This is a genomic window from Pseudomonas sp. (assembly GCF_002796985.1).
Classification (GTDB): domain Bacteria; phylum Pseudomonadota; class Gammaproteobacteria; order Pseudomonadales; family Pseudomonadaceae; genus Pseudomonas.
Genome location: NZ_PEKX01000002.1, coordinates 138,088 through 163,961, shown reverse-complemented (window position 1 = coordinate 163,961; position 25,874 = coordinate 138,088). Strand labels below are relative to the sequence as shown.

The following is a 25,874-nucleotide window of genomic DNA, read 5'->3' as shown; positions in this document are numbered from 1 at the left end:
CAAGTTATCGCCGCCTTGCCGCCTTAAACTTTTAGAGCTCACCGCAATGCCAAAAGTCAGTATTGTACTCCCCATATACAATGGCTCAGAACATTTATCCCTCTGCCTGGACTCACTGCTAGCACAAAGTTTCCGCGATTTTGAAATCATACTGATAGATGATGGATCAAAAGATAATAGCTGCGACATTTCAAAAAAATACCAAGCCCACGACAGTCGAATCAGGCACTTCGAAAACTCGACGAATCTCGGAACCGCCAGCACTACCAACATAGGCCACCGCCTAGCTCAAGGAAGCTATATCGCACATTCTGACCAAGATGATATTTCCGAGCCACAGCGTTTAGCGTTGCAGGTTGCGTTTCTCGATAATAATCCGGAGATTGCAATAATTAGTGGCTCACTAAAGAGTTTGGGAACCGAGGAAGAACATCTAATCAAAGCCCCTCTGAGTGATGATCAAATAAAATCAAACTTTCTTCCCGGAACGCATAACATAATCAATCCAACCGTAATGATTCGTCGCTCTTTCACCGAGTCCAATCAATTATATTTCGACCCAAACTTGCAAGGTACTGCCGACTACGGCTACTTCGTTCAAGCGATGCTCTGCGGGGCAAAATTCGCCAACTTGCCACAAGTTTTGCTTCGTTATCGCGTACATTCCACTCAGCAAACAAAAGGCAATAGCCGTATGGCTGCTGCGTTTCCAGTCGTACGTCAACGCGTCATGGCAGAGTTCTTTCCAGAATTATCGCTCAGGCAAATTCAAACAGTCGAACCTCTATTGCGCTGGACGTGGCCACCTGCTCTCGCCCGGCAAGACGTCGAAGCAGGTCTCGAATTGATTCCGCAACTAATGACCTACGAGATATCAAAGCACGGCGAAAGCCGAGAACAGCGCAATGGGTTCCTTCAGTCCTGTCAGAAACGTTGGAGCGGAGCTTTGGGGTAACAGAAAGGCGGCAATTGAGACTGGATAGAACAGGCCCCATGCACGTCAGCACGGGGCCGGTTCCAGTCGGCAACATGGGTCTTCTCGGCAGCCCCAGAGCCGCCAAAAATTAAGCCTGGAGGCATGCGCCCTACTCCGCGCGGGCCTTCTCGACCTTGTCGGAAGCGGACCACAGGCGATAGCGGACTTCGACGTCCTTCGGCGCGTAGATCACGATCGGCAGCTTGCTGTTGTAGCGCAGCACGAAGCCGTCACCGACCACCGGGACGAAATCCTTGCGAGTCTTGCCATCCGGGCAGGCCATCAGGGTGCTGGCCGGGCCACTGACCTGGTCCAGGCGATAGTAGGAGTAGCCCCAGCCTTCCAGGGTCTTCTCTTCCAGGGTGCCGCCCAGGCGCTGGCGGTTGCAGTCGACGGTCAGCGTCTTGCCGGCGAGGATCTCGACCTTGAAATTCTCTTCCTGCGCCTGCTTGGGCAGGTGGATGACCTGGCGCACGAAGCCGTCTTCGGCCTTGGGATAAGGGGCGACGTCTTCGAGCTTGGCGGCGTTGGCGAAGGTGGCGGTGGCGCTGAGCAGCAGCGCGGTGGGGAGGGTGAAACGTACGAACGGCATGAAGCCTCCTTGCAGGATTGAGGAACGAACGCACCGGGCGGGTGCGTTCGTCCGAGCCCTCTGACCGTCAAATGGTACGAATGCTCCTACAGTCCTGCGCTGACTGGTATCAAGCCATTTCACCGCCGGCCTTGGCTTGCTGTTCCAGGTGCGCCTGGAGCTCCGGGGCAAGGTTGAGGTTGTAGGCGAGCTCGTCCAGATAGGTGCGTTCGGCACCCTGCTGATCGTCCACCAGCATCACACTGACCAGATACATCTCGGCGGCCACGGCGGGATCGCCCTGAGCAGACTCGGCGACTTCAGCGGCGTCCAGCGGCTTGCGCACTTCGGCGTCGAGCCAGGCTTGCAGCTCGGGTTCACCGGTATGACGGGAAATTTCTGCCTGGATGGCCGCTTTCTCTTTCTCATCGATACGGCCATCAGCCTTGGCAGCGGCGATCAGGGCGCAAAGGATCGCATGGCTATGGGCCTCGGCATCCGGGCCATCGAGTTGGTCGACGGTCATCAGTGATTGCTGCGGCGCGCTGGCCGGCTGCTGGCGCTGCCAGTTCTGGTAGGCCTGGAAGGCCATCATGCCCAGTGAGGCGAGCATCGCGTAGTTGGTGCCGCCGCCGCTGGAGCGCCCCTGCGGCACGCCGCCAGCGCTGTTGCCGCCGAGCATTCCACCAAGCAGGCCGCCCAAACCGCCGAGGCCGCCACTGCTACCGCCGCCGAGGATCGAACCGAGGCCGCCGGCCCCGCCACCGCCCAGCAGGCCGCCAAGCAGGCCACCCAGGCTATCGGCGCCACCGCCGCCGCTCTGTTGTTGCGCCGACGCGCCTTGTCCGGCCCGCAGCAGTTGTTCCAGTAGACCTGCAGTATTCATGGATTGACCCTCGCCAGCCTGTGTGGCGCGCTTTACAGCGTCGCCTGCCTGTTGCAGCAATGAGTTCTGACCTGCCTTGAGCAGTTGTTCAAGAAGAGAACCAGCATTCATGAGATGACAACTCTCGCTATGCGTTGGGCAACGATAGTCCCGCCACACCGATGCGCCAGCGCCGTTCGCCGGGCCGGGTGCCTGGCGGGACACCCGGGGCGAAGCCTGCGGTCGCGAGAGACGGCGAGCCAGGCGATTGCCGCCTGGCGCCGACTTCAGTCACCTATTGCGAGGAAGGTCACGCGGGTACGGCGTCCAGCGCCTTCTGCGCCTGGGCTTCCAGCTCGACCTTGAGGCCGGCGTCGAGGCTCAGCTGGCGGGCCAGCTCGTCGAGGTAAGCGCGTTCCATGTAGCTGGTCTCGTCGACCATCAGGAGGCTGGCCAGGTACATCTCGGCAGCCATTTCCTCGCTGGTGGCGGCGCGGGCAACTTCAGCCGGATCCAGCGGTTTGGCCAGTTCGCGATCAAGCCAGCCCTGCAGTTCGAGGTCGCCGGTGAGCTTGGCGATCTCGCCATCGATCAGTTGGCGTTCGCGATCATCGATATGGCCGTCGGCTTTGGCGGCGGCAACGATAGCCCGCAGGATGGCGTGGCTGTGCTGCTCGGCTTGTGCCGGCGGCAGGCGGTCGACGGTCTGCGGTTCGCCGCGCGGGGCGCTGGCCTGCTTCTGCTGCCAGTTGCCGTAGGCCTTGTAGGCGAGCACGCCCAGCGCTGCTAGGCCGCCGTAGGTGACGACCTTGCCGCCGACCTTGCGCGCCTTCTTGCTGCCCATCAGCAGGCCCAGCGCGCCTGCGGCCAGGGCGCCGCCACCGGCGCCGGTGAGCAGGCTGCCCAGGTCGAGGCCGCCAGCCTTGCCGGACGAAGAAGATGACTGACCGCCGTCCTGCCGGGCGACGCCCTTGTTCTGCAGAAGGTCCTGGCCGGATTTGAGCAGTTGGTCGAGCAGGCCGCGTGTATTCATGGCGATCTCCACTTTGATCGAGGCAAAAAATCTGACCTCCGACTCTAGCTCGCAGGCGGATAACGGCGCAGCGACAGTGTGCTTCCGAATATTGCGGGCCTTTGCCGGCGGGTCCGCAGGGCAAATAGGCCGCTTTCATTCGATTAAAAAGAATGCTCCTATAGATTTTCGATAATCAACAATGAAAAGCGCCGAGAGCGGCTAGACAAGGCTCTAGATCGAGGCTCCGCGTGCCAGCGGCCAATCACCATGATGACGCTTCGCCAGATTCGCCATTTCATCGCCGTCGCCGAGACCGGCTCGATCTCCGCCGCCGCCCAGGCGGTGTTCATTTCCCAGTCCACCCTGACCCTCGCCATCCAGCAACTGGAAGAGGAGATCGGTGTGCGCCTGTTCGACCGCCACGCCAAGGGCATGACACTGACTCACCAGGGCCACCAGTTCCTGCGCCAGGCGCACCTGATCCTGGCGACGGTGGAGAACGCCAAGCGCAGCCTGCAGCAGAGCACCAACCAGGTGGCCGGCAGCCTGACCATCGGGGTGACCAGCCTGGTGGCGGGGTATTACCTGGCGGACCTGATCAACCGTTTCCAGCGCGCCTACCCTAACGTGCAGACCCGCGTGGTGGAGGACGAACGCCCGTACATTGAGCACCTGCTGGTGAGCGGCGAGATCGATGTCGGCGTGCTGATCCTCTCCAACCTGGAAGACCGCCACGCCCTGCAGACCGAGGTACTGACCCACTCGCCGCACCGCCTCTGGCTGCCAGCACAGCACCCGTTGCTGGAACGCGACAGCATCGGCCTGGCCGACGTGGCGGGCGAGCCATTGATCCAGTTGAACGCCGACGAGATGGGCCTGCACACCCAGCGCATCTGGTCGCGCGCCGGGCTGGTGCCGCAGGTAACGCTGCGCACCGCGTCCGTGGAAGCGGTGCGAAGCCTGGTGGCAGCGGGGCTGGGCCTGTCGATCCAGCCGGACATGACCTACCGCCCCTGGTCGCTGGAAGGCGACATCATCGAGGCTCGGCCGCTGGTGGATCTCTCCGAGCCGCTGGACGTCGGCCTGGCCTGGCGCCGTGGCACCGCGCGGCCGCCGCTGGTGGACCCGTTCCTCACCGTGGCGCGCGAACAGCCCAACGCGAAGAAACTGTCGATCTAAACGTAGGGCGCATAACCGCTTGCGGTTATCCGCCGACGGGGATCGCGGAGGCACCGATGGCGGATAACGCTTGTGGCGTTATGCGCCCTACGGGTTTGGCGCAACAACGGTGCCCGTTCGATTTAATCGAACGCCGCTTTCAGTAATTAGAATTTGTCGACCCCACGCCCGGACTCTAGTCTCTGCCTTCATACAAAGGGCCAGCTCCGGGTATCGCCCCCTCCGGAGCACGCATATGCCCACTGAAAACAAGACAGATAAAAGACGAGCTTCCAAGATGACCGGTGCAACCCTGCCTACCGCCCTGCTGATCGACGGCCAACTGGTCGCCGGCGAAGGCATCGCCGAGCCGATCATCAACCCGACCACGGGCGAAACCCTCATCAGCATCGCCGACGGCTCCCTGGATCAGGTCGAGCAGGCCATCGCTGCCGCGCATCGCGCCTTCCCCGCCTGGGCCCGCACCACACCCGCCCAGCGCGCTACCGCCCTGCTCGCCATCGCCGACGCCATCGAAAAGCATGGCAATGACCTCGCCCAGCTGGAATCGCTGAACTGCGGCAAGCCGCTGCACCTGGCGCGGCAGGACGACATTCCGGCCACCGCCGACGTGTTCCGCTTCTTCGCCGGCGCCGTGCGCTGCCAGCAGGGCCAGCTCGCTGGCGAATACGTGCCCGGCCACACCAGCATGGTGCGCCGCGACCCGGTCGGCGTAGTCGCCTCCATCGCGCCGTGGAACTACCCGCTGATGATGGCCGCGTGGAAGATCGCCCCCGCCCTGGCCGCCGGTAACACCCTGGTGTTCAAGCCGTCCGAACACACCCCGCTGAGCATCCTGGCGCTGGCCCCGGCACTGGCGGAAATCCTCCCGGCCGGCGTGATCAACATCGTCTGCGGCGGCGGCGAAGGCGTCGGCAGCCATCTGGTCAGCCATCCGAAGGTACGCATGGTGTCCCTCACCGGGGACATCGTCACCGGGCAGAAGATTCTCCAGGCCGCCTCGCGCACCCTGAAACGCACCCACCTGGAACTGGGCGGCAAGGCGCCGGTGATCGTCTGCAACGACGCCGACCTCGAAGCCGTGGTCCAGGGCGTGCGTACCCACGGCTACTACAACGCCGGGCAGGACTGCACCGCCGCCTGCCGCATCTACGCGCAGGCCGGTATCCATGACCGCCTCGTCGCCGAACTGGGCGACGCCGTGGCGAGCATCCGCTTTGCCCGCAAGCGTGACGCCGACAACGAGATCAGCCCGCTGATCAGTGCCCGCCAGCGCGACCGCGTGGCCAGCTTCGTCGAGCGCGCCCTCAGCCAGCCGCACATCGAACGCGTCACTGGCGCCGCGGTGCATTCCGGCCCCGGTTTCTACTACCAGCCGACCCTGCTGGCCGGCTGCAAGCAGCAGGACGAGATCGTCCAGCGCGAAGTGTTCGGCCCGGTGGTTTCCGTGACCCGCTTCGACCAGCTGGAACAGGCGGTGGACTGGGCCAACGAGTCCGAGTACGGCCTGGCCTCCTCGGTGTGGACGCAGAACCTCGACAAGGCCTTCCAGATCGCCAACCGCCTGCAATACGGCTGCACCTGGATCAACACCCATTTCATGCTCGCCAGCGAGATGCCCCACGGCGGGCTCAAGCGCTCGGGTTACGGCAAGGACCTGTCCAGCGACTCGCTGCAGGACTACAGCGTGGTGCGCCACATCATGGCGCGCCACGGCCAGCGACTGGATTGAACCACCCGGCGGGGGTCGCCCGCCGGTACACAAGAAAGTCCCCGCCGGAGCGGCACGCCCGCCCGTACAGAGGGACGTTGCTCGATTGAACTGCCCCACCAATAGAGACAACAACGAGAGGGAGACACCCGATGCGCAAGACTGCACTGCTCAGTGCCATCACCACCGCCCTGCTGGCCAGCGCCGGCGTCCAGGCCGCCGAAGCCCTGAAGGAAGTCGGCAAAGGCGAAGGCCGCCTGGACATCATCGCCTGGCCCGGCTACATCGAGCGCGGCCAGTCCGACAAGAGCTACGACTGGGTCAGCCAGTTCGAGAAGGACACCGGCTGCCAGGTCAACGTGAAGACCGCTGCCACCTCCGACGAGATGGTCAGCCTGATGGCCAAGGGCGGCTACGACCTGGTCACCGCCTCGGGCGACGCCTCCCTGCGCCTGATCTATGGCAAGCGCGTGCAGCCGATCGACCCGTCGCTGATCCCCAACTGGAAGAACATCGACCCGCGCCTGAAGGACGCCGCCTGGTACGTGGTCAACGGCAAGACCTACGGCGCGCCGTATCAGTGGGGCCCGAACCTGCTGATGTACAACACCAAGGTCTTCCCCACCGCGCCGGACAGCTGGAAAGTCGTGTTCGAAGCGCAGAACCTGCCGGACGGCAAGCCGAACAAGGGCCGCGTGCAGGCCTACGACGGCCCGATCTACGTCGCCGACGCCGCGCTGTACCTGAAGGCCACCCAGCCGGAGCTGGGCATCACCGATCCGTACCAGCTCGACGAGAAGCAGTACGCCGCCGTAGTCGAACTGCTGCGCAAGCAGCATGACCTGATCCACCGCTACTGGCACGACACCACCGTGCAGATGAGCGACTTCAAGAACGAAGGCGTCGCCGCGTCCAGCGCCTGGCCGTACCAGGCCAACGCCCTGAAGGCCGAAGGTCAGCCGATCGCCACCGTGTTCCCGAAAGAGGGCGTCACCGGCTGGGCCGACACCACCATGCTGCACGCCGAAGCCCAGCACCCCAGCTGCGCCTACAAGTGGCTGAACTGGTCGCTGGAGCCCAAGGTCCAGGGCGACGTGGCGGCCTGGTTCGGCTCCGTGCCGGCCGTGCCCGAAGGCTGCAAGGCCAGCACCCTGCTGGGCGGCGAAGGCTGCGCCACCAACGGCTACAACCAGTTCGACAAGATCGCGTTCTGGAAAACCCCGGTGGCCGACGGCGGCAAGTTCGTGCCGTACAGCCGCTGGACCCAGGACTACATCGGGATCATGGGCGGCCGTTAAGGCCTAGAGCGTTCGCGAGCAAGGGCTAGGCGCCCCCCTCGTTCCTACAGGGAGTCCGGCTCTTCGTAGGAGCGAGCTTGCTCGCGAACCCGCCCCGTGCGCCTCGCCATGCCGGCGAGCGCCACGACATCCATCCGATTGCACCGATTCACCCGTATCTCAGATTCACGGGCAGGGCTTCCCTACGCCGGATTCCTGCCCCTTGGAGCGTGCACCATGACCACCCCCGCTGTTCAATTCACCCAGGTCTCCCGCCAGTTCGGCGACGTCAAGGCCGTTGACCGGGTGTCCATCGACATCAAGGACGGCGAGTTCTTCTCCATGCTCGGCCCGTCGGGCTCGGGCAAGACCACCTGCCTGCGCCTGATCGCCGGCTTCGAGCAACCCAGCGCAGGCTCCATCCGCATCCATGGCGAGGAGGCCGCCGGCCTGCCGCCCTACCAGCGTGACGTCAACACGGTGTTCCAGGACTACGCGCTGTTCCCGCACATGAGCGTGCTGGAGAACGTCGCCTACGGCCTGAAGGTGAAAGGCGTCGGCAAGGCCGAGCGCCTGAAGCGCGCCGAAGAAGCCCTCGGCATGGTTGCCCTGGGCGGCTATGGCGTGCGCAAGCCGGTGCAGCTCTCCGGCGGCCAGCGCCAACGCGTCGCCCTGGCCCGCGCCCTGGTGAATCGCCCGCGCGTGCTGCTGCTGGACGAACCGCTCGGCGCCCTCGACCTCAAGCTGCGCGAGCAGATGCAGAGCGAGCTGAAGAAGCTGCAGCGCCAGTTGGGCATCACCTTCATCTTCGTCACCCACGACCAGAGCGAAGCGCTGTCCATGTCCGACCGCGTCGCGGTGTTCAACAAGGGCCGCATCGAGCAGGTCGACACCCCGCGCAACCTCTACATGAAGCCGGCGACGCCGTTCGTGGCGGAATTCGTCGGCACCTCCAACGTGCTGCGCGGCGACCTCGCCCAGGGCCTGACCGGCAACGCCCAGCCCTTCTCCATCCGCCCCGAGCACATCAGCTTCGCCTTTGGTGAGCGCAGCGCCTCGGACATCGAGATCAGCGGCCTGCTGCACGACATCCAGTACCAGGGCGCGGCGACCCGCTACGAGATCCGTCTCGACAACGGCCAGAACCTCTGCCTCAGCCAGGCCAACAGCCAGTGGGCCGACATCGACCACGCCCACCAGCCGGGCCAGCGCGTGACCGCCCGCTGGGCACGCGAGGCGATGGTGGTGCTGAACGAGGGCGCGTGACATGGAACTGACGATGAATGCAGCGGCGCCTGCGGCCAATAATGGCCTGCTGCGCCGGCTGTCCAGCCTGCTCTACCGCAAGCCGACGCTGTACCTCTCGCTGCTGCTGATCCCGCCGCTGCTGTGGTTCGGCGCGATCTACCTGGGCTCGCTGCTGACGCTGCTGTGGCAGGGCTTCTACACCTTCGACGACTTCACCATGACGGTGACGCCGGACCTGACCTGGGCCAACTTCGGCTCGCTGTTCAGCGGTTCCAACTTCGACATCATCCAGCGCACCGTGCTGATGGCAGTCGCGGTGTCCATTGGCAGCGGCGCGGTGGCCTTCCCCATCGCCTACTACATGGCGCGCTACACCACTGGCAAGACCAAGGCGTTCTTCTACATCGCCGTGATGATGCCGATGTGGGCCAGCTACATCGTCAAGGCCTACGCCTGGACCCTGCTGCTGGCCAAGGGTGGCGTCGCCATGTGGTTCGTCCAGCACCTGAGCCTCGAACCCTTGCTGAACCTGCTGCTGGGCATTCCGGGCGTCGGTGGCAACACCCTCTCCACCTCCAGCTTCGGGCGCTTCCTGGTGTTCGTGTACATCTGGCTGCCGTTCATGATCCTGCCGATCCAGGCCTCCCTGGAACGCCTGCCGCCGTCGCTGCTGCAAGCCTCGGCCGACCTCGGTGCGCACCCGCGGCAGACCTTCCTGCAGGTGATCCTGCCGCTGTCGATCCCCGGCATCGCCGCCGGCTCGATCTTCACCTTCAGCCTGACCCTGGGCGACTTCATCGTGCCGCAGCTGGTGGGCCCGCCGGGCTACTTCATCGGCAGCATGGTCTACGCCCAGCAGGGCGCGATCGGCAACATGCCGATGGCCGCCGCCTTCACCCTGGTGCCCATCGTGCTGATCGCCGTGTACCTGTCCATCGTCAAACGCCTGGGGGCCTTCGATGCACTCTGACAAAGCATCCTGGGGGCTGAAAGCGGCCGCCTGGGGCGGGCTGGTGTTCCTGCACTTCCCGATCCTGATCATCTTCCTGTACGCCTTCAACACCGAGGATGCGGCCTTCAGCTTCCCGCCCAAAGGCTTCACCCTGCACTGGTTCAGCGTCGCCTTCGCGCGCCAGGACGTGCTGGAATCCATCGAGCTGTCGGTGAAGATCGCCAGCGTCGCCACGCTGATCGCCATGCTCCTGGGCACCCTGGCCGCGGCCGCGCTGTACCGTCGCGACTTCTTCGGCAAGGAAGGCATCTCGCTGATGCTGATCCTGCCGATCGCCCTGCCCGGCATCATCACCGGCATCGCGCTGCTGTCGGCGTTCAAGACCCTCGGCATCGAGCCGGGCTTCCTGACCATCGTCATCGGCCACGCGACCTTCTGCGTGGTGATCGTCTACAACAACGTCATCGCGCGTTTCCGCCGCACCTCGCACAGCCTTATCGAGGCCTCGATGGACCTGGGCGCCGACGGCTGGCAGACCTTCCGCTACGTGATCCTGCCCAACCTCGGCTCGGCGCTGCTGGCGGGCGGCATGCTGGCGTTCGCGCTGTCCTTCGACGAGATCATCGTCACCACCTTCACCGCCGGCCATGAACGCACCCTGCCGATCTGGCTGCTCAACCAGCTGGGCCGCCCGCGCGACGTGCCGGTGACCAACGTGGTGGCGATGCTGGTGATGATCGTGACCATGCTGCCGATCCTCGGCGCCTACTACCTGACCAAGGGTGGCGAAGGCGTGGCGGGGAGCGGCAAGTAAGCCAACAGAACCCCTCAGGCCCGCCGGCCCCCAAAAATCCGGCAGGCCCCTAAAAAGAACCACCCCAACCGAATTTGCACCACGCTCCTGAACAAGAGGACTCAACCATGCAAACCAATCTGCTGATCAACGGCCAACTGGTCGCTGGCGAAGGCGAGAAGCTCGCCGTCCTGAACCCGTCGCTGGGCACCACCCTGGTGGAAATCGCCGAAGCCACCCCGGCCCAGGTCGACGCCGCCGTGCTGGCCGCCGACGCCGCCTTCGACAGCTGGTCGCAGACCGCGCCGAAGGATCGCTCGCTGCTCCTGCTGGCACTGGCTGACGCCATCGACGCCAACGCCGAGGAACTGGCCCGCCTGGAATCCAACAACTGCGGCAAGCCCTACTCCGCCGCGCTGAACGACGAACTGCCGGCCGTCGCCGATGTGTTCCGCTTCTTCGCCGGCGCCTGCCGCGTGATGCAAGGCTCCGCCGCCGGTGAATACCTGCCGGGCCACACCTCGATGATCCGCCGCGACCCGGTAGGCGTGGTCGCCTCCATCGCGCCGTGGAACTACCCGCTGATGATGGTCGCGTGGAAACTCGGCCCGGCTCTGGCCGCCGGCAACACCGTGGTGCTCAAGCCCTCCGAACAGACCCCGCTGACCGCCCTGCGCCTGGCCGAACTGATGGCCGGCATCTTCCCCGCCGGCGTGGTCAACCTGGTCTTCGGCCGCGGCCCGAGCGTTGGCGAACCGCTGACCACCCACCCGAAAGTGCGCATGGTCTCCCTGACCGGTTCGGTCGCCACCGGCAGCCGCATCATTGCCGGCACCGCCGACACCGTGAAGCGCATGCACATGGAACTGGGCGGCAAGGCCCCGGTGCTGATCTTCGACGACGCCGACATCGACGCCGCCGTGGAAGGCATCCGCACCTTCGGCTTCTACAACGCCGGCCAGGATTGCACCGCCGCCTGCCGCATCTACGCGCAGAAAGGCATCTACGCCAAGTTCGTGCAGAAGCTCGGCGAAGCGGTGGCCAGCATCCAGTACGGCGAGCAGGACGACCCGAACACCGAGCTGGGCCCGGTCATCACCGAGCAGCACCTGGAGCGTGTCATCGGCTTCGTCGAGCGCGCCCGCCAGGTGCCGCACATCGAAGTGGTCACCGGTGGCAAGCGTGCCGACCGTGCGGGCTTCTTCTTCGAGCCGACCGTGCTCGCCGGCGCCCGCCAGGACGACGAAGTGGTCCGCCGCGAAATCTTCGGCCCGGTGGTTTCGGTCACCGAGTTCGACGACGAAGCGCAGGCGCTGGCCTGGGCCAACGACTCCGACTACGGCCTGGCCTCCTCGGTGTGGACCCGCGACATCGGCCGCGCCCATCGCCTGTCCGCCCGCCTGCAATACGGCTGCACCTGGGTCAATACGCACTTCATGCTGACCACCGAAATGCCCCACGGCGGCATGAAGCTGTCGGGCTACGGCAAGGACATGTCCATGTACGGCCTGGAAGACTACACAGCGATCCGCCACGTGATGATCAAGCATTAAGCAGTAACCCGTCGGGCCCTCACACGAGGGCCCGATGCTTTACGGCGCCCCGCTCGACCGGGACCGCCGCGCGGCCACGCATGCCGCACTCCCTTCTGGATGGAAGGGCAAAACCATGACAGCCCGTGCCCCGGGCCATCACCTTGCAAGGACTTCCCATGACCATCACCCGCCGCGACTTCCTCAACGGCGTTGCCCTCACCATCGGCGCGGGCCTCACCCCGCTGCAACTTCTCCAGGCAGCCCCCTCCGGCCGCTACTACCCGCCCGCCCTCACCGGCCTGCGCGGCAGCCATCCCGGCGCGTTCGAGGTCGCGCACCAGATGGGCTGGGAGAAAAAGGTGTTCAACACCGATGGCCTGACGATCGAGGAGCAGTACGACCTGGTGGTGGTCGGCGGCGGCATTAGCGGCCTGTCCGCGGCCTGGTTCTACCGGCAGAAGCATCCCAAGGCGCGCGTACTGATCATCGAGAACCACGACGACTTCGGCGGCCACGCCAAGCGCAACGAATTCCAGGCCGGCGGCCGGATGATCCTCGGCTACGGCGGCAGCGAAGCCTTCCAGTCGCCCAAGCACCTGTACAGCGACACGGTCAACAACCTGCTCAAGCAGCTCAACGTCGACGTGGACCGTTTCGAGACGGCCTTCGACCGTGACTTCTACCCGAACCTGGGTCTGTCGCGCGGCGTGTTCTTCGACAAGGCCGGCTTCGGCGAAGCGAAGATGGTGTCCGGCGACCCGACGCCCATGGTGGCCGACGACATCGCCCCGGAAAAACTCAACGCCCGCAGCTGGCGCGCGTTCATCTCCGACTTCCCGCTGCCCGAGGCCGACCGCCAGGCGCTGATCGACCTGCACGAAGCGCCGAAGGACTACCTCGCCGGCAAGACCCGCGAAGAGAAGGAAGCGCACCTGGCCAAGACCAGCTACCAGGATTTCCTGCGCAAGGACGTTGGCCTGAGCGAAGCCGCCACCCGCTACTTCCTCAGCCGCACCAACGACTTCTCGGCGCTGAGCATCGACGCCGTCCCCGCCGACTCGGCCTACTCCGTGGGCTTCCCCGGTTTCGCCGCCATGGACCTGTCGCCCATCAGCGAGGAAGCCAAGGCGGAGATGGAGGAGCCGTACATCTACCACTTCCCCGACGGCAACGCCTCGCTAGCGCGACTGCTGGTGCGCGGCCTGATTCCGGGCGTGGCGCCGGGCAAGGACATGAACGACATCGTCCTGGCCACCTTCGACTACGCCAAGCTGGACCAGCCGAACAACGCGGTGCGCCTGCGCCTGAACAGCACCGCCGTGAGCGTGAAAAACCGCGACGGTGGCGTGGATGTCGGCTACAGCCGCGCCGGCGCCCTGCACCGCGTGCGCGCCAAACACTGCGTACTGGCCTGCTACAACATGATCATCCCCTACATCCTGCGCGACCTCTCCGCCGAGCAGAGCCACGCCCTGGCGCAGAACGTGAAGTTCCCGCTTGTGTACACCAAGGTGGTGATCCGCAACTGGCAGAGCTTCATGAAGCTGGGCGTGCACGAGATCTACGCACCGAGCCAACCGTACAGCCGCGTGAAGCTGGACTACCCGGTGGACATCGGCGGCTACAGCCACCCGCGCGACCCGAACCAGCCCATCGGCCTGCACATGGTCTACGTGCCCACCAGCCCCAACGCCGGCATGGACGCGCGTACCCAGGCCCGCGTCGGCCGCGGCAAGCTCTACGGCATGAGCTTCGAGTACATGGAAGGCATGCTCCGCGACCAGCTGCAGGCCATGCTCGGCCCGGCCGGCTTCGACCATCAGAAGGACATCCAGGCGATCACCATCAACCGTTGGTCGCACGGCTATTCGTACTTCTCCAACAGCCTCTTCGATGATGAGGAAGAGAGCGAAAAACTGATGAACCTGGCTCGCACCCAGGTCGGCAACGTCACCATCGCCAACTCCGATGCCGCCTGGGACGCCTATGCCCACGCGGCCATCGACGAAGCCTGGCGCGCGGTGGGCGAACTGGCCTGATCCATCCGGCGCCACGCCTGGCGTGGCGCCACTGAAAGCGGCCGTCCGGCCGACAACCCGCGGGCACGCCCGCAACGGAGGCAAGCATGCGTCACCTCGTCAGAGCGTTTTACCTGCTGTCGCTGTTCACCTTTGCCAGCCTCGTACAGGCTGCAGAGTCGCCCAAACAGATCGTCGATGCCTACATGGCCGCGTGGAACGCCCACGATGCCGAGAAGGCCGCCGGCTACCTGGCCCAGGATGCGGAGTATTTCGACGTCACCGTCGGCACCCCGCAGAAAGGCCGCGATGCCGCGCGCGACAATGTGATCAAGGTGTTCGTGGGCGCCGTTCCGGACCTGAAGTGGAAGATGAACGGCAAGCCGATCGTCGACAAGGACGGCATCGCCTTCCAGTGGACCTTCAGCGGCACCAACACCGGCGCCTGGGATGCCCAGACCCCGGCGACCAACAAGCCGCTGTCGTTCGACGGTGTGAGCTACGTGAAGATCAAGGACGGCAAGATCGTCTACCAGGGCGACTACTACGACGCCCTCGGCCTGCACAAGCAGCTCGGCTGGTAAGCGACATCCGGTAGCGCCTTTGTAGGATGGGTGGAGCGCAGCGATACCCATGATGCGCACACAAGGAGCGACGGGTATCGCTGCGCTCCACCCCATCCTACGACCTGCGCCTCGCCACAGATCCGCCTCTCGGGGTGCGTCTGACACAAGAAGAAAACGATCCCTCGCCTACCCCTGCCCCCATCCGCCACAGCAGTGTCCCAGCCATGCCAACCACACTCGAACCACGGCCCGCCAAGGCCGAAGACAGCTCCGGCACCCGCTCCACCATCGACCAGGTCAAGCAACTGATCGCCGACCTCAACGTGCGCTGGACGCAGATCAGCAAGGTCTCCGAAGTCATCAAGCAGATCGCCCGGAACACCAACCTGGTAGCCCTCAACGCCGCCATCGAAGCCGCCCGCGCCGGGGAAAGCGGGCGCGGCTTCGCGGTGGTCGCCGATGAAGTGCGCCGTCTGGCCACCCAGTCGGCCAACGCCACCGCCGACATCAGCAACGTCGTCGCCTCGATCAAGAACGAAAGCGCCCGCGCCCTGGCCGACGTCGAACAGGCCGAGCACTCCAGCCTGCTGGACACCGCCCGCGTGGTGCTGGCCAGCGAGACCCAGCGCCTGGAGGCACGCTTTGCCGTGATGGCCACTGCGCTCTACGGCCTGAAGCATTTCATCCTTGGCATGAAGAGCCGCCACTTCGGTCCGCAGCGTGAGCAGATCGACGCCGTGATGCACGAATACCTGACCCGCAATCCCGAGTTGCTGGCCTTCGCCTGCGCTTGCGAGCCCAACGCCTTCGACGGCCGCGACAGCGAATTCATCAACGCACCGGGGCACGACGCCAGTGGCCGCCTCATGGCCTACTGGCACCGCGGCAGCGGCGTGGCCCAGCGCGAATGCCTGGTCGGCTACGACAAGGCTGACGGCAGCGGCGACTGGTACCAGATCCCCCGCAACAAGGGCCGCGACGTGTTCATGGAGCCCTATGAATACAGCGTCGGCGGCAGCACCGTGCTGATGACCTCGTTCATGTCGCCCATGCTCGCCAACGGCCGCTTCCTCGGCATCCTCGGCGCCGACTACACCCTGCACCAGTTGCAGGAAAGCCTCGGCAAGCTGACGCCGATGGGCAACGGCCAGTACGCGCTGCTCTCCAATGCCGGCGTCTACGTCACCCACCCCGACGCCAGGCGTCTGGGCGACAAGGCCGGCGAACTGCCGTCCGAAGCACGCAGCGCCATCGCCCAGGGGCGCAGCTGGGAACAGGTGAAGGGTCGACAAGTACAACTGCTGCAACCCATCCGCGTGGGCGACAGCGATGCGCCCTGGGCGCTGATGATGAGCTTCGAGCTGGCGCAGACCGGCGAGTGATTCCAGTGCCGTGACGCTGCGCGTCGTTCGCGAGCAAGCTCGCTCCTACAACATGGACTCCAAAGCTGCCTGTAGGAGCGAGCTTGCTCGCGAACCCTGGCTCGACCTACTCCCGGTGGGGCAGCTCGGTGATATGGATTTCCGTCACCAGCGCCGGCTTCACCAGCGGCGTGCGCGACAGCAGCGGGCAGAAGCGCGACAGCGCGCCGATCAGCTCCCACTGGGTATCCAGGGATTTCGCCAGCACATCCACATCCGCCAGCACCCGCTGGCCCACGCGCTGCAGGTGCGGATCGGGGCTATGGCCGAGTTCCACCGACAACTGGGTGATCAGCGTGCTGAGGTTGGACATGTTGCGGGTGGCGAGGGCGAGGATATTCGCCAACAGGGCGATTTCCGATTGCGGGATGACAGCAGGCGTTGCGGAAGCGTCCATGCGTGCTCCAGTGGTGTGATGGCGGTGCTCTGACGGAGTCGTTGCGCAATCCTTGCGCGAGCGCCGGAGAGTAGCATCACAGCGCCATTGTGCGACAGATATCACATTTCATTTCTTTTCCTGACCTGCCAGTCACGCGCCCGGGCGGCACGCCGGAAATCCCGCAAAGCGCGACCTGATACTCAAATCCCCGCCCAGGCAACGGAATCCATCGAGCGCATTTGAGTCGTGGAAATTGGCTTCCTATGATCCGCGGCCATTTTTCAAACTTTGAATTCCTGCTTCTCGTCACTCGCGCTAATCCGCTGTCGGCACGAGTCCGGGGGAATTTCCTGCTTCACCTCCTTGAAGATGCAGCCGATGGAACCGACCGCAAACTCCCCCGCCCCCCGGACACCGCCGAGTACTCCGCGTGCCGATTCAGCGCCCGTCGAGCCGTTGAGTTCCTGGGACGGCCCGGGGACCGCCTATACCGTGATGCTGCGCCCCGCGGCTCCCTCACCGGCCACCGCTCTACCCCCCCTCCAGGCTGACCAGCAGGAACCGGACATCCCCATGCCGGCAACTAGGCTCCCGCTTCCGAAACCCGTGGCAAAGCCCTCGGCGAACTGGCCGCTGATCGGCGGAGCGGTGCTCAGCACACTGCTCACCGCGCTGCTGATAGCGCTGTGGAAACTCTGGGCAATCGACTACGTGGTCGACCTCCCGGCAGATCGCAAGACGAGTGCCCAGCCGCACGCAGAAGCGCCGCGCACCGATAGCCGGGAAGAAAGCAGTATGAGCGTCACACAGGAGCCCATGGACGACGAGCCGATACTGCCTCCGTCCTCCGCCCCCGTGTTGGAAGAACTACCCGACCCAGTTGATTACGACCCTCAGCTCTCGGCCGAAACCGACGCCACCAGGCAAGCGCCACTCGCCACGCAAAGCGTAAAAAAAACGGCGCCTACACCTGCGCCTGCAACCGGCCTGACACCAGCACCGGCGTTACCGCAGCAGCACGCGGAACACCAGCAGCCGATACCCACTTCACCTGCCCTCGCGGCGCAGACGGTACGCCCGGTGCCCTCCGACCCCGTGACCGTCATCGGCAGTAAACCGGCGAGCCCGGCCAAACCTCGCAGCGCGCCAACGCCTGCCACGGTCGGCAGCCTTATCGTCGCCGTCCAGCCGTGGGCCGAGATCTGGGTCGACGGCAGAAAGCGCGGCATCAGCCCGCCGCTGTTCAAGCTGCAATTGCCGCCCGGCCTCTACACGGTCGAGCTGCGCAACCCCGACCTGCCCAGCTACAGCCAGAAGGTGCAGATATCCACAGGACAGTCGGTGACGCTGCGGCACAGTTTCCAGTGAGTACCGGCAGGCCCCTTTTTCACGTACGGACAGCCCCATGAAGACTCTGCACACGCTTTCGGCATCGCTGCTGGTCGCCATCCTGGCGCTGGCCTCAGGCTGCAGGAGCCACCTCGAAGCGCCGCCAGCACCACCCGCAGACGACACCCAGGCCAACGCCGAGAGCACCTTCGCCGAAGGCCTGCGGCTGTATGAGGCAGGGCACTACTACCTGGCCGAAGAACACTTCCTCTCGCCAGCCCTGTGGGCTGGCGATACCCAGGTGCAGCTGCAGGCGCTCAAGTACCTGGCGTTCAGCTACTGCGTGACCGAGCGACCGATCCAGTGCCGCTTTGCCTTCGACCGCGCCCTGCAGATCGATCCAACCTTCCACCTGGGAACGGCTGAAGCGAGCCATCCCCTCTGGGGGCCGGTTTTCGTCCTGGCGGCGCGCCGTTGAACCTCTCCCCCGATCGCGAGGCCCCCATGTCGTTCATTCACCGGCTGCGCTGTTACTGCCTGGCGCTTCCTCTGCTGGCTGTATTGCCGCTCGCCCACGCCGACACCTATGAAAGCCTGAGCGACGCCGTCGAGAGCCTCTGGAGTCGCGAGCAGGTTTCCACTGCCCTGCTTGGCTCAAGCTTCACCCGCGAAGATTCGAAGGCCGGCACCGAGTACCGTACCGAAGCGAAGAACGCGCCGGTCTATCTGCAAACCGCTGGGGAATCCGCCTGGGTGGTGATCGGCAAAAAGCGCTTCGACGCCGTCGCTACACCCTGGGGCAACTTCCCCCGGCTGGACCTGCGCAACGCCCGCCTGCTGGAAATCAACCTGCCGAACAGGCACTACCAGGTGCTGGCCAGCACCGGCGCCGGTCTCTTCGGCGTCGGCGACTGGCAGCGCTATGGTTTTCTCCATGTGATCGACGTCAGCACGCCGTCCGCGCCGACCTATTACCCGCTCTACACCGACGCCGACCTGGGAGAGCACGCGCTGGGGCGCCTGCCTGATTCTCCACGGCTCAACTATGCACGCCTGGTGCCTACCAGCCGCAGCAAGGCCGGAGAGATCGACGCTTATGAAGTCTCGCTCTACGCCCTCGGCCACAAAGGCCCGGAACGCGTACTCAGGGAAGGTACTCCGCTGGCCTACCTGCTCAAGCACAAGGACGACGCCTGGGTCATCGACAACGTGGAGCACACGCCCGTGACGACGGCGCGGGACGAAGAACATCGCACCTTCACCACCCCGCTGCGTCCCGCGCTGTTCTCGGTGAAGGAAAACGGCCAGCCGTGAGCCGCCGCCGGTGCGGCGGCTGCGCTCTCACTGGTTGGGGGGGAAAGCTGCGGATCACGCGTTGGTGGCCTGCGTGACCCGCTCCAGCGTCAGACCTGCCCGTACGCCTTGCGCTTGGGCGTGCCGCGTTGCGCGGCGCGCAGGTACTGCGCCGGCCAGGGCACCGGTTGGCCGCCCAGCTCGTCGGCGGCGTGCAGCGGCCAGTAAGGATCACGCAACAGCTCGCGGGCCAGCAGGATCAGGTCAGCCTGCCCGGTACGCAGGATGTGCTCGGCCTGCACCGGTTCGGTAATCATCCCCACGGTGCCGCTGGCGACGCCCGCTTCCTTGCGCACCCGCTCGGCGAACTGCGTCTGGTAGCCAGGCCCCACCGGAATCTCGGCGTTCACCGCGGTCCCCCCGGAGGACACATCGATCAGGTCCACCCCCAGGTCTTTCAGGCGGCGCGCCAGCTCCACCGTCTCGTCGGGGTTCCAGCCGTCTTCCACCCAGTCGGTGGCGGACAGACGGACGAACAGCGGCAGCTCCTGCGGCCAGACCGCGCGCACGGCTTCGGTGACTTCCAGGAGGAAGCGGATGCGGTTCTCGAAGCAGGTGCCGTACTGGTCGCGGCGCTGGTTGGAGAGCGGCGAAAGGAACTGGTGCAGCAGGTAGCCGTGCGCTGCGTGCACTTCAGCGATCTTGAAGCCGGCGGCCAGGGCGCGCTCGGCGCCACGCACGAACTGATGCTTGATGGTCGCCATCTGCTCTTCGCTGAGGGCGATGGGCACGGTGTGCTGCGGGTCGAAGGCGATGGCCGAGGGTGCCACCGGCGTCCAGCCGCCCTCGCTGATCGGCACCGAACCGTGCTTGCCCAGCCAGGGTGCCCAGGTGCTGGCCTTGCGGCCGGCGTGGGCCAGTTGCACGCCGGCCACCGCGCCCTGGGACTCGATGAAACGGGTGATACGCCGCAGTGGCTCGACCTGCTCGTCATTCCAGATGCCCAGGTCCTCGGCGCTGATCCGCCCTTCCGGGGCGACCGCCGTGGCCTCGACTATCACCAGGCCGGCGCCGCCGACGGCGCGGCTGCCCAGGTGTACCAGGTGCCAGTCGTTGGCCATGCCGTCCTGGGCAGAGTACTGGCACATGGGGGATACGGCGATGCGGTTGGACAGAGTCAGCTGGCGCAGGGTCAGGGGCTCGAACAAGTGGCTCATGATGGCACTCCCTCTCTGGTCTTCAGATCTTGTCCTACAACTGTAGACCCGGATCGCCTAAGGATAGGTCCCGATGATCGGTGGAAGGCCGTTCCGCTGCCGTGAGACTGGCCTCGGAGCCTCCTTGCAGGAGCGCGCCATGCGCGCGATCACGGGCATGACCTGCTGCGCCGTGGCTGTCCTCTCCCTTCGGAGCGGGGCGCGCAGCCAGGGCCCGGGGAGGGAAACCCTTGGTACGGACATTCAGAGGAAGACGGCTCCTGCGCCAGGGAGCCCCGATACAGACTCAACGCGGCGCGATATGCGCCACCATCAGTTGCACCGTCTCGTTGCCGCGGAATTCGTTGACATCCAGCTTGTAGGCCACTTCCGCCCAGCGCACGGTGGGGTTGGGCCAGATTTCGCGGTCGATATTGAAGGCGATGGCGTCCAGTTGCAGCGAGCCGCACTCGGTCTTCAGCACCAGTTTCAGGTGACGCTCGCCCACCACGCGCTGCTGGACGATCTGGAAGATGCCGTGGAACAGCGGCTCGGGGAAATGCTGGCCCCAGGGCCCGGCCTGGCGCAGGGCGCGGGCCAGTTCCAGGTGGAACTCCTCGGCACCCAGCTGGCCATCGGAGAGCAGTCGGCCGGTGAGGTCTTCCTCGTCCAGCTGACGGCGCACTTCGGCATCGAAAGCAGCGGCGAAGGCACCGAAGTTTTCCTGTGGCAATGACAGGCCGGCGGCCATGGCGTGGCCGCCGAACTTGCTGATCAGCCCCGTGTGGCGAGCGGCTACGGCGTCCAGTGCGTCGCGGATATGGAAGCCCGGCACCGAACGCGCAGAGCCCTTGAGCGTGCCGTCGCCAGCATCGGCAAAGGCGATGGTCGGGCGGTGGTAACGCTCCTTCAGACGCGAGGCGAGGATGCCGATCACGCCCTGGTGCCATTCCGGGTCGAACAGGCACAGGCCGAAAGGCATCTCCTCGACCGGCAATTCCTTGAGCTGGGCCAGCGCCTCACGCTGCATGCCCTGCTCGATGGCCTTGCGGTCCTGGTTGAGCTGGTCGAGCTGCACCGCCATGTCGCGGGCAACGCTTTCGTCCTCGCAGAGCAGCAGCTCGATGCCGAGGGACATGTCGTCCAGGCGGCCGGCGGCGTTCAGGCGCGGGCCAAGGATGAAGCCAAGATCGGTGGAGGTGATCCGCCGGCAATCACGCCCGGCGACTTCCAGCAGCGCCCGCAAGCCTGGACGGGCACGGCCGGCACGGATGCGCGCGAGGCCCTGGTGCACCAGGATGCGGTTGTTGGCGTCCAGCGGCACCACGTCGGCGACGCTACCCAGCGACACCAGGTCGAGCAGTTCGGCAAGGTTGGGCTCGGCGATGCCGCGTGCAGCGAACCAGCCGCGCTCGCGCAGGCGGGCACGCAGCGCGAGCATCACGTAGAAGATCACGCCGACACCGGCCATGGCCTTGCTGGGGAAGTCGCAGCCGGGCTGGTTCGGGTTGACGATGGCGTCGGCGGCGGGCAGCTCGTGCCCGGGCAGGTGGTGGTCGGTGACCAGCACGCGCAGGCCGGCAGCCTTGGCGGCGGCCACGCCTTCGATGCTGGAGATGCCGTTGTCCACAGTCACCAGCAGTTCCGGGCGCTTTTCCTGCGCCACGGCCACGATCTCCGGGGTCAGGCCGTAGCCATATTCGAAGCGGTTGGGGACCAGGTAGTCGACCCAGGCCGCGCCGAGCATGCGCAGCGCCAGCACACCGACGCTGCTGGCGGTGGCGCCGTCGGCATCGAAGTCGCCGACGTAGAGAATCCGCTGGCCTTTCTCCAGTGCATCGACCAGCAGTTCCACCGCCGCGTCCACGCCCTTGAGCTGCTGGTACGGGATCAGCCGCGCCAGCCCCTTGTCCAGCTCGGCGGCGCTCTGCACACCACGGGCGGCGTAGAGGCGGGTCAGCAGAGGCGGCAGGTCGCCCAGGTTGGGCAGGGTTTCGGGGAGGGGGCGGGATTCGATGCGCATCAGGATTCCAACTGTTCCTTTTCTACAGAGTCTTGCGCCTTGCGAGCTGGAGCACGGCAAGGCGCGAACAGGCGTGGGCCGCGGAGTTTGCTGCAGCTAATGAGCAGGCCCGCGCCTGTTCGCAACGCAGCCGGGCCGACGCGCAGCTAGCGCAAATTAGCGCTCGCCCATCAGCCATTCCACTTGCAGCTCGTGCTGGCCACGGTCGTCGGTGACGAAAATAGTCCCTTCACTGATCATCACGGTCCAGTTGATCGAGCGTGGCAGATCGCGGGAGACCTCCTCCAGCGCCTCCTGAGGCATGGCGACGACGTTGAGGTTCTTCAGGTGACGCACGCTGTCGAGGACCTTGGTGGTCCACACGCGCAGGTTGCCGTAGGCGACCAGGGTCAGCTTCTCGCAGCGGCGCGAGCACCAGGTCAGGCGGTCGGCGTCAGGCTGGCCGACTTCGATCCAGTGCAGCACGCGGTCGTCCAGGCTCTTTTCCCAGAGCGAGGGTTCTTCCACGTCCGACAGACCACGTCCGAAAGCCAACTGCTCGTTGTACCAGATGACGTAGGCGAGCAGGCGCACCGCCAGGCGCTCCTCGGTTTCCGAGGGATGACGGGCGACGGTGAAGCGCAGGGTCTCGTAGACCCCACGGTCGAGGTCGGTCAGGCTGATATCGGCTTTGTAGGGCGTGGCGGACTGGGCCATGGGGGTTCCCGGCGATTTTTCGAAGGCGGCAAGTCTACCGCGAAAGCACGGGCTTGGTGGCTCAGCTGCGCGGACGCCGGTCGGTTCCCGGCTCCGGCGCGGCCAGCTCGATGCGATTGCGGCCCTTGGCCTTGGCCGCGTAGAGCGCCTGGTCGGCCAGCGAAAGCAGGCGCATCAGGTCGTGCCCGGCCTCGCGGGTGGTGGCGATGCCGATGCTGACACTGAGCTGGCCCTCGGCCAAGAACGGCAGTTCGGCAAACTCACGGCGCACCCGCTCGGCCACCTGGCAGGCGCCCTCGGTGTCGGCGGCCACCAGCAGGCAGGCGAACTCTTCGCCGCCGATGCGGGAGAACTGGTCGTGCTTGCGCATCCGCGAAGCGGTGATGCGGCTGAACTCCACCAGCACGCGATCACCGGCAGGATGGCCGAAGGAGTCGTTGAGGCGCTTGAAGTTGTCCAGGTCACAGAGCAACAGCGAGGCCTGTTCGCCGCGCTCGGCGCACAGGCGCAGCAGGCGCTCGCCGGTCTCCATGAAGGCTCGCCGGTTGCCCACGCCGGTCAGCGGGTCGCTCAGGGCGGCGTTGCGGAACTGCAACTCGGCGCGCTCCTTGACCATCGCCAGAGTGGCGAAGGCAATGCCGATGGCGAACAGCATGGTCTCGAACAGCAGGAAGGTGAAGAAGGTCGAGCCCTGGCCGTTGGTAGTCACACTCTGGAACGGCATGCCCCGGTCCACCACCAGGCGCACGCCATAGACCAGCCCGTGGAGCAGCAGCAGCGCCAGGGTCGGACGCAACTCCACTTCCAGCCTCAGGCGGCTGCGCCAAAGTTCGGCCAGGGAGGCGAGGCAATAGAGGATGGTGATGAAGGTGCTGACCAGCACTCGCACAGCCAGGGAGTCATAGAACGCAGGGACCAGGCAGAGCACTGCCCAGAATGCCGCGCCCGCACCGATCAGCGGCCAGTTCGGCTTGCGCCCGGCAAACACGCGCATGGCCGTCCAGCTCGCGGCCGCGCTGAGGTGCAGGATGACGTTGCCCAGCACGATCGCGACCCAGTCCACACCCATGCCGCGCAGAGTGCCGAGGAACGTGCCGATGGCGCCGAGCAACAGCGCGGCGCTCATGTAGCCCAGGGTGGAATCGCGGCGGCCGCTGTGCCAGGCGAAAGCCATCAGCACCCCGACCAGGGTCAGCACGTAGAGGTCGACGACAACCAGCGTCGGCAGGTTCAACGTCATGCAGCCCCCTCACCACCCGTCTGCGTGCATTCGTCGGGGAATGCCGCCAGGTCAACGGGCTGTCGGGAAGAGAGCGAGCGCATCACGGTATACCTGTCCGATAACGGGCGAGCTGACGTAAGAAACATCCTTGAATGTCGCTACTCTACGCGCGCCCAAGGTCGGCGCAAAGCGCCGTTGCCAGACGTCTGCCCGGCGGCCTGTTCGAAGCGGCGCACAAGCGTTAGAGTCCGGCGATTCCCTTCAGATCGGACGGACCGATGAACAGCACCGCCAAACCCCTCGCCGGCCTCAAGGTCATCGAACTGGGCACCCTGATCGCCGGCCCCTTCGCCTCGCGCCTGTGCGCGGAATTCGGCGCCGAGGTGATCAAGGTCGAGTCGCCTGATGGCGGCGACCCACTGCGCAAGTGGCGCAAGCTGTATGAAGGCACCTCGCTGTGGTGGTTCGTGCAGGCGCGCAACAAGCGCTCGCTGACGCTGAATCTCAAGCACGAGTCCGGCCGCGAGGTGCTGAAGAAGCTGCTGGCCGAGGCCGATATCCTAATCGAGAACTTCCGCCCCGGCGTACTGGAGAAGCTCGGCCTGGGCTGGGACGTGATTCACGCGCTGAACCCGAAGCTGGTGATGGTACGCCTGTCCGGTTTCGGCCAGAGCGGCCCGTACAAGGATCAACCAGGTTTCGGCGCGGTCGGCGAATCCATGGGCGGGCTGCGCTACATCACCGGCTTCGAGGACCGCCCGCCGGTGCGCACCGGCATCTCCATCGGCGACTCCATCGCGGCGCTGTGGGGGGTGATTGGCGCGCTGATGGCGCTGCGGCATCGCGAGGTGAACGGCGGCGCCGGGCAGGTAGTGGACGTGGCGCTCTACGAGGCGGTGTTCGCCATGATGGAATCCATGGTTCCGGAGTTCGACGTGTTCGGCTTCATCCGCGAACGCAGCGGCAACATCATGCCCGGCATCACGCCCTCCTCCGTGCACACCACGGCGGATGGCAAGCATGTGCAGATCGCCGCCAACGGCGACGCCATCTTCCGCCGCTTCATGAGCGCCATCGGCCGCCTCGACCTCGCCGAAGACCCGACCCTGGCCAGCAACGATGGCCGTGATGCGCGGCGCGACGAGTTGTACGGCATCATCGACCGCTGGGCGCGCTCAGAATCGCTGGATACCGTGCTGAAGGTACTCACCGAAGCCGAGGTGCCGGCCAGCCGCATCTTCTCCGCCGAGGACATGTTCACCGATCCGCAATTCCTTGCTCGGGAGATGTTCCTCTCGGCCAAGTTGCCGGACGGCAAGCCCTTCCGCATGCCCGGCATCGTTCCCAAACTCTCCGACACCCCTGGCAGCGCCGAGTGGATCGGGCCGAAGCTGGGCGAACATACGGACGAGGTGCTGGCCGGGCTGGGTTATGACGCGGCGGCCATTGCGGCGCTGCGCAAGGAGGGCGCGGTCTGATCTGTTGCTCTTCGTAGGAGCGGAGCTTCTCCGCGCAGTCCCGGCGCGGCCGGGACAGGAGCCGCTGGCCTGGCGGCCGGATCGCGGATAAATCCGCTCCTACAAATGTCGAACTCCTACATCCGTCGCAA

General features: G+C 65.4%; 23 protein-coding genes. 15 read left to right on the top strand and 8 right to left on the bottom strand.

What is annotated here, in order from left to right; genetic code table 11:
* Positions 1 to 46: 46 nt before the first annotated feature.
* On the top strand, positions 47 to 955 hold the full coding sequence (locus CTR55_RS01195; RefSeq protein WP_296283726.1) for a glycosyltransferase family A protein: 909 nt from the start codon (positions 47 to 49) through the stop codon (positions 953 to 955).
* Positions 956 to 1,085: 130 nt separating this feature from the next.
* Here CTR55_RS01195 and eco read toward each other — a convergent pair whose 3' ends face one another.
* From eco to CTR55_RS01180, 3 genes are all read right to left on the bottom strand, one after another.
* Positions 1,086 to 1,568 carry a serine protease inhibitor ecotin gene (gene eco, locus CTR55_RS01190; RefSeq protein WP_296283725.1) on the bottom strand — a complete coding sequence of 161 codons (483 nt, stop codon included), beginning with the start codon at positions 1,566 to 1,568 and terminating at the stop codon, positions 1,086 to 1,088.
* A 109-nt stretch (positions 1,569 to 1,677) separates the two neighbouring features.
* Positions 1,678 to 2,433, bottom strand: coding sequence for a tellurite resistance TerB family protein (locus CTR55_RS01185; protein ID WP_296283724.1), 756 nt, complete (start codon positions 2,431 to 2,433; stop codon positions 1,678 to 1,680).
* Between the two features lie 289 nt (positions 2,434 to 2,722).
* Positions 2,723 to 3,445 (bottom strand): tellurite resistance TerB family protein, encoded by a 723-nt coding sequence (locus tag CTR55_RS01180; protein ID WP_296283723.1) that lies wholly within the window; start codon positions 3,443 to 3,445, stop codon positions 2,723 to 2,725.
* Between the two features lie 249 nt (positions 3,446 to 3,694).
* Here CTR55_RS01180 and CTR55_RS01175 point away from each other — a divergent pair, with 249 nt between their 5' ends.
* The 10 genes from CTR55_RS01175 to CTR55_RS27355 all read left to right on the top strand — a co-directional run bounded on the left by CTR55_RS01175 (position 3,695) and on the right by CTR55_RS27355 (position 16,088).
* A complete protein-coding gene (locus CTR55_RS01175; protein WP_296283722.1) occupies positions 3,695 to 4,606 on the top strand; it encodes a LysR family transcriptional regulator in 912 nt (303 codons plus the stop codon).
* Positions 4,607 to 4,841: 235 nt separating this feature from the next.
* Complete coding sequence (locus CTR55_RS01170) at positions 4,842 to 6,338, top strand: gamma-aminobutyraldehyde dehydrogenase (protein WP_296283721.1); 1,497 nt, start codon at positions 4,842 to 4,844, stop codon at positions 6,336 to 6,338.
* Positions 6,339 to 6,469: 131 nt separating this feature from the next.
* A complete protein-coding gene (ydcS, locus tag CTR55_RS01165) occupies positions 6,470 to 7,615 on the top strand; it encodes a putative ABC transporter substrate-binding protein YdcS (protein ID WP_296283720.1) in 1,146 nt (381 codons plus the stop codon).
* Between the two features lie 216 nt (positions 7,616 to 7,831).
* Positions 7,832 to 8,860 carry an ABC transporter ATP-binding protein gene (locus CTR55_RS01160; protein WP_296283719.1) on the top strand — a complete coding sequence of 343 codons (1,029 nt, stop codon included), beginning with the start codon at positions 7,832 to 7,834 and terminating at the stop codon, positions 8,858 to 8,860.
* A 13-nt stretch (positions 8,861 to 8,873) separates the two neighbouring features.
* A complete protein-coding gene (locus tag CTR55_RS01155) occupies positions 8,874 to 9,812 on the top strand; it encodes an ABC transporter permease (RefSeq protein ID WP_296283957.1) in 939 nt (312 codons plus the stop codon).
* The gene (locus CTR55_RS01150) at positions 9,802 to 10,608 is read left to right on the top strand and encodes an ABC transporter permease (RefSeq protein ID WP_296283718.1); all 807 of its coding nucleotides are present in this window, start codon (positions 9,802 to 9,804) and stop codon (positions 10,606 to 10,608) included. Before CTR55_RS01155 ends, CTR55_RS01150 begins: the two co-directional genes overlap by 11 nt.
* A 107-nt stretch (positions 10,609 to 10,715) precedes the next feature.
* Entirely contained in the window at positions 10,716 to 12,140 is a 1,425-nt protein-coding gene (locus CTR55_RS01145) for a gamma-aminobutyraldehyde dehydrogenase (RefSeq protein WP_296283717.1), read from the top strand.
* A gap of 158 nt (positions 12,141 to 12,298) precedes the next feature.
* Positions 12,299 to 14,161, top strand: a complete 1,863-nt coding sequence (locus CTR55_RS01140; RefSeq protein ID WP_296283716.1) for an FAD/NAD(P)-binding protein — start codon at positions 12,299 to 12,301, stop codon at positions 14,159 to 14,161.
* Positions 14,162 to 14,247: 86 nt separating this feature from the next.
* Positions 14,248 to 14,724, top strand: coding sequence for an ester cyclase (locus CTR55_RS01135; protein ID WP_296283715.1), 477 nt, complete (start codon positions 14,248 to 14,250; stop codon positions 14,722 to 14,724).
* A 206-nt stretch (positions 14,725 to 14,930) separates the two neighbouring features.
* A complete protein-coding gene (locus CTR55_RS27355; protein WP_363710383.1) occupies positions 14,931 to 16,088 on the top strand; it encodes a methyl-accepting chemotaxis protein in 1,158 nt (385 codons plus the stop codon).
* A 106-nt stretch (positions 16,089 to 16,194) separates the two neighbouring features.
* Here CTR55_RS27355 and CTR55_RS01125 read toward each other — a convergent pair whose 3' ends face one another.
* Positions 16,195 to 16,524, bottom strand: a complete 330-nt coding sequence (locus CTR55_RS01125) for a hypothetical protein (protein WP_296283714.1) — start codon at positions 16,522 to 16,524, stop codon at positions 16,195 to 16,197.
* Positions 16,525 to 17,112: 588 nt separating this feature from the next.
* On the opposite strand from CTR55_RS01125, the gene CTR55_RS01120 reads away from it, so the two are divergent.
* The 3 genes from CTR55_RS01120 to CTR55_RS01110 are packed head-to-tail and all read left to right on the top strand — an operon-like array spanning position 17,113 to position 19,149.
* On the top strand, positions 17,113 to 17,874 hold the full coding sequence (locus CTR55_RS01120) for a hypothetical protein (RefSeq protein WP_296283713.1): 762 nt from the start codon (positions 17,113 to 17,115) through the stop codon (positions 17,872 to 17,874).
* A gap of 37 nt (positions 17,875 to 17,911) precedes the next feature.
* Positions 17,912 to 18,313: a TssQ family T6SS-associated lipoprotein gene (locus tag CTR55_RS01115; protein WP_296283712.1), complete on the top strand. Its 402-nt coding sequence runs from the start codon at positions 17,912 to 17,914 to the stop codon at positions 18,311 to 18,313.
* 26 nt (positions 18,314 to 18,339) lie between these two features.
* Positions 18,340 to 19,149 carry a hypothetical protein gene (locus CTR55_RS01110; protein WP_296283711.1) on the top strand — a complete coding sequence of 270 codons (810 nt, stop codon included), beginning with the start codon at positions 18,340 to 18,342 and terminating at the stop codon, positions 19,147 to 19,149.
* An 89-nt stretch (positions 19,150 to 19,238) separates the two neighbouring features.
* Here the strand turns inward: CTR55_RS01110 and CTR55_RS01105 are convergent, their stop codons facing one another.
* From CTR55_RS01105 to CTR55_RS01090, 4 genes are all read right to left on the bottom strand, one after another.
* Positions 19,239 to 20,345 (bottom strand): NADH:flavin oxidoreductase/NADH oxidase, encoded by a 1,107-nt coding sequence (locus CTR55_RS01105; RefSeq protein WP_296283710.1) that lies wholly within the window; start codon positions 20,343 to 20,345, stop codon positions 19,239 to 19,241.
* 286 nt (positions 20,346 to 20,631) lie between these two features.
* Positions 20,632 to 22,347, bottom strand: a complete 1,716-nt coding sequence (gene recJ / locus CTR55_RS01100) for a single-stranded-DNA-specific exonuclease RecJ (RefSeq protein WP_296283709.1) — start codon at positions 22,345 to 22,347, stop codon at positions 20,632 to 20,634.
* Positions 22,348 to 22,503: 156 nt separating this feature from the next.
* Complete coding sequence (locus CTR55_RS01095; RefSeq protein ID WP_296283708.1) at positions 22,504 to 23,043, bottom strand: YaeQ family protein; 540 nt, start codon at positions 23,041 to 23,043, stop codon at positions 22,504 to 22,506.
* Between the two features lie 61 nt (positions 23,044 to 23,104).
* Positions 23,105 to 24,283: a GGDEF domain-containing protein gene (locus CTR55_RS01090; RefSeq protein WP_296283707.1), complete on the bottom strand. Its 1,179-nt coding sequence runs from the start codon at positions 24,281 to 24,283 to the stop codon at positions 23,105 to 23,107.
* 260 nt (positions 24,284 to 24,543) lie between these two features.
* On the opposite strand from CTR55_RS01090, the gene CTR55_RS01085 reads away from it, so the two are divergent.
* Positions 24,544 to 25,743 (top strand): CaiB/BaiF CoA-transferase family protein, encoded by a 1,200-nt coding sequence (locus CTR55_RS01085; RefSeq protein WP_296283706.1) that lies wholly within the window; start codon positions 24,544 to 24,546, stop codon positions 25,741 to 25,743.
* The last annotated feature ends 131 nt before the right edge of the window (positions 25,744 to 25,874 follow it).

What these genes read in the sequence shown, in the direction of transcription:
- CTR55_RS01195 (WP_296283726.1), top strand. Translation starts at nt 47, where the DNA reads ATGCCAAAAGTCAGTATTGTACTCCCCATATACAATGGCTCAGAACAT.
- eco (WP_296283725.1), bottom strand. Translation starts at nt 1,568, where the DNA reads ATGCCGTTCGTACGTTTCACCCTCCCCACCGCGCTGCTGCTCAGCGCC.
- CTR55_RS01185 (WP_296283724.1), bottom strand. Translation starts at nt 2,433, where the DNA reads ATGAATACTGCAGGTCTACTGGAACAACTGCTGCGGGCCGGACAAGGC.
- CTR55_RS01180 (WP_296283723.1), bottom strand. Translation starts at nt 3,445, where the DNA reads ATGAATACACGCGGCCTGCTCGACCAACTGCTCAAATCCGGCCAGGAC.
- CTR55_RS01175 (WP_296283722.1), top strand. Translation starts at nt 3,695, where the DNA reads ATGATGACGCTTCGCCAGATTCGCCATTTCATCGCCGTCGCCGAGACC.
- CTR55_RS01170 (WP_296283721.1), top strand. Translation starts at nt 4,842, where the DNA reads ATGCCCACTGAAAACAAGACAGATAAAAGACGAGCTTCCAAGATGACC.
- ydcS (WP_296283720.1), top strand. Translation starts at nt 6,470, where the DNA reads ATGCGCAAGACTGCACTGCTCAGTGCCATCACCACCGCCCTGCTGGCC.
- CTR55_RS01160 (WP_296283719.1), top strand. Translation starts at nt 7,832, where the DNA reads ATGACCACCCCCGCTGTTCAATTCACCCAGGTCTCCCGCCAGTTCGGC.
- CTR55_RS01155 (WP_296283957.1), top strand. Translation starts at nt 8,874, where the DNA reads ATGAATGCAGCGGCGCCTGCGGCCAATAATGGCCTGCTGCGCCGGCTG.
- CTR55_RS01150 (WP_296283718.1), top strand. Translation starts at nt 9,802, where the DNA reads ATGCACTCTGACAAAGCATCCTGGGGGCTGAAAGCGGCCGCCTGGGGC.
- CTR55_RS01145 (WP_296283717.1), top strand. Translation starts at nt 10,716, where the DNA reads ATGCAAACCAATCTGCTGATCAACGGCCAACTGGTCGCTGGCGAAGGC.
- CTR55_RS01140 (WP_296283716.1), top strand. Translation starts at nt 12,299, where the DNA reads ATGACCATCACCCGCCGCGACTTCCTCAACGGCGTTGCCCTCACCATC.
- CTR55_RS01135 (WP_296283715.1), top strand. Translation starts at nt 14,248, where the DNA reads ATGCGTCACCTCGTCAGAGCGTTTTACCTGCTGTCGCTGTTCACCTTT.
- CTR55_RS27355 (WP_363710383.1), top strand. Translation starts at nt 14,931, where the DNA reads ATGCCAACCACACTCGAACCACGGCCCGCCAAGGCCGAAGACAGCTCC.
- CTR55_RS01125 (WP_296283714.1), bottom strand. Translation starts at nt 16,524, where the DNA reads ATGGACGCTTCCGCAACGCCTGCTGTCATCCCGCAATCGGAAATCGCC.
- CTR55_RS01115 (WP_296283712.1), top strand. Translation starts at nt 17,912, where the DNA reads ATGAAGACTCTGCACACGCTTTCGGCATCGCTGCTGGTCGCCATCCTG.
- CTR55_RS01110 (WP_296283711.1), top strand. Translation starts at nt 18,340, where the DNA reads ATGTCGTTCATTCACCGGCTGCGCTGTTACTGCCTGGCGCTTCCTCTG.
- CTR55_RS01105 (WP_296283710.1), bottom strand. Translation starts at nt 20,345, where the DNA reads ATGAGCCACTTGTTCGAGCCCCTGACCCTGCGCCAGCTGACTCTGTCC.
- recJ (WP_296283709.1), bottom strand. Translation starts at nt 22,347, where the DNA reads ATGCGCATCGAATCCCGCCCCCTCCCCGAAACCCTGCCCAACCTGGGC.
- CTR55_RS01095 (WP_296283708.1), bottom strand. Translation starts at nt 23,043, where the DNA reads ATGGCCCAGTCCGCCACGCCCTACAAAGCCGATATCAGCCTGACCGAC.
- CTR55_RS01090 (WP_296283707.1), bottom strand. Translation starts at nt 24,283, where the DNA reads ATGACGTTGAACCTGCCGACGCTGGTTGTCGTCGACCTCTACGTGCTG.
- CTR55_RS01085 (WP_296283706.1), top strand. Translation starts at nt 24,544, where the DNA reads ATGAACAGCACCGCCAAACCCCTCGCCGGCCTCAAGGTCATCGAACTG.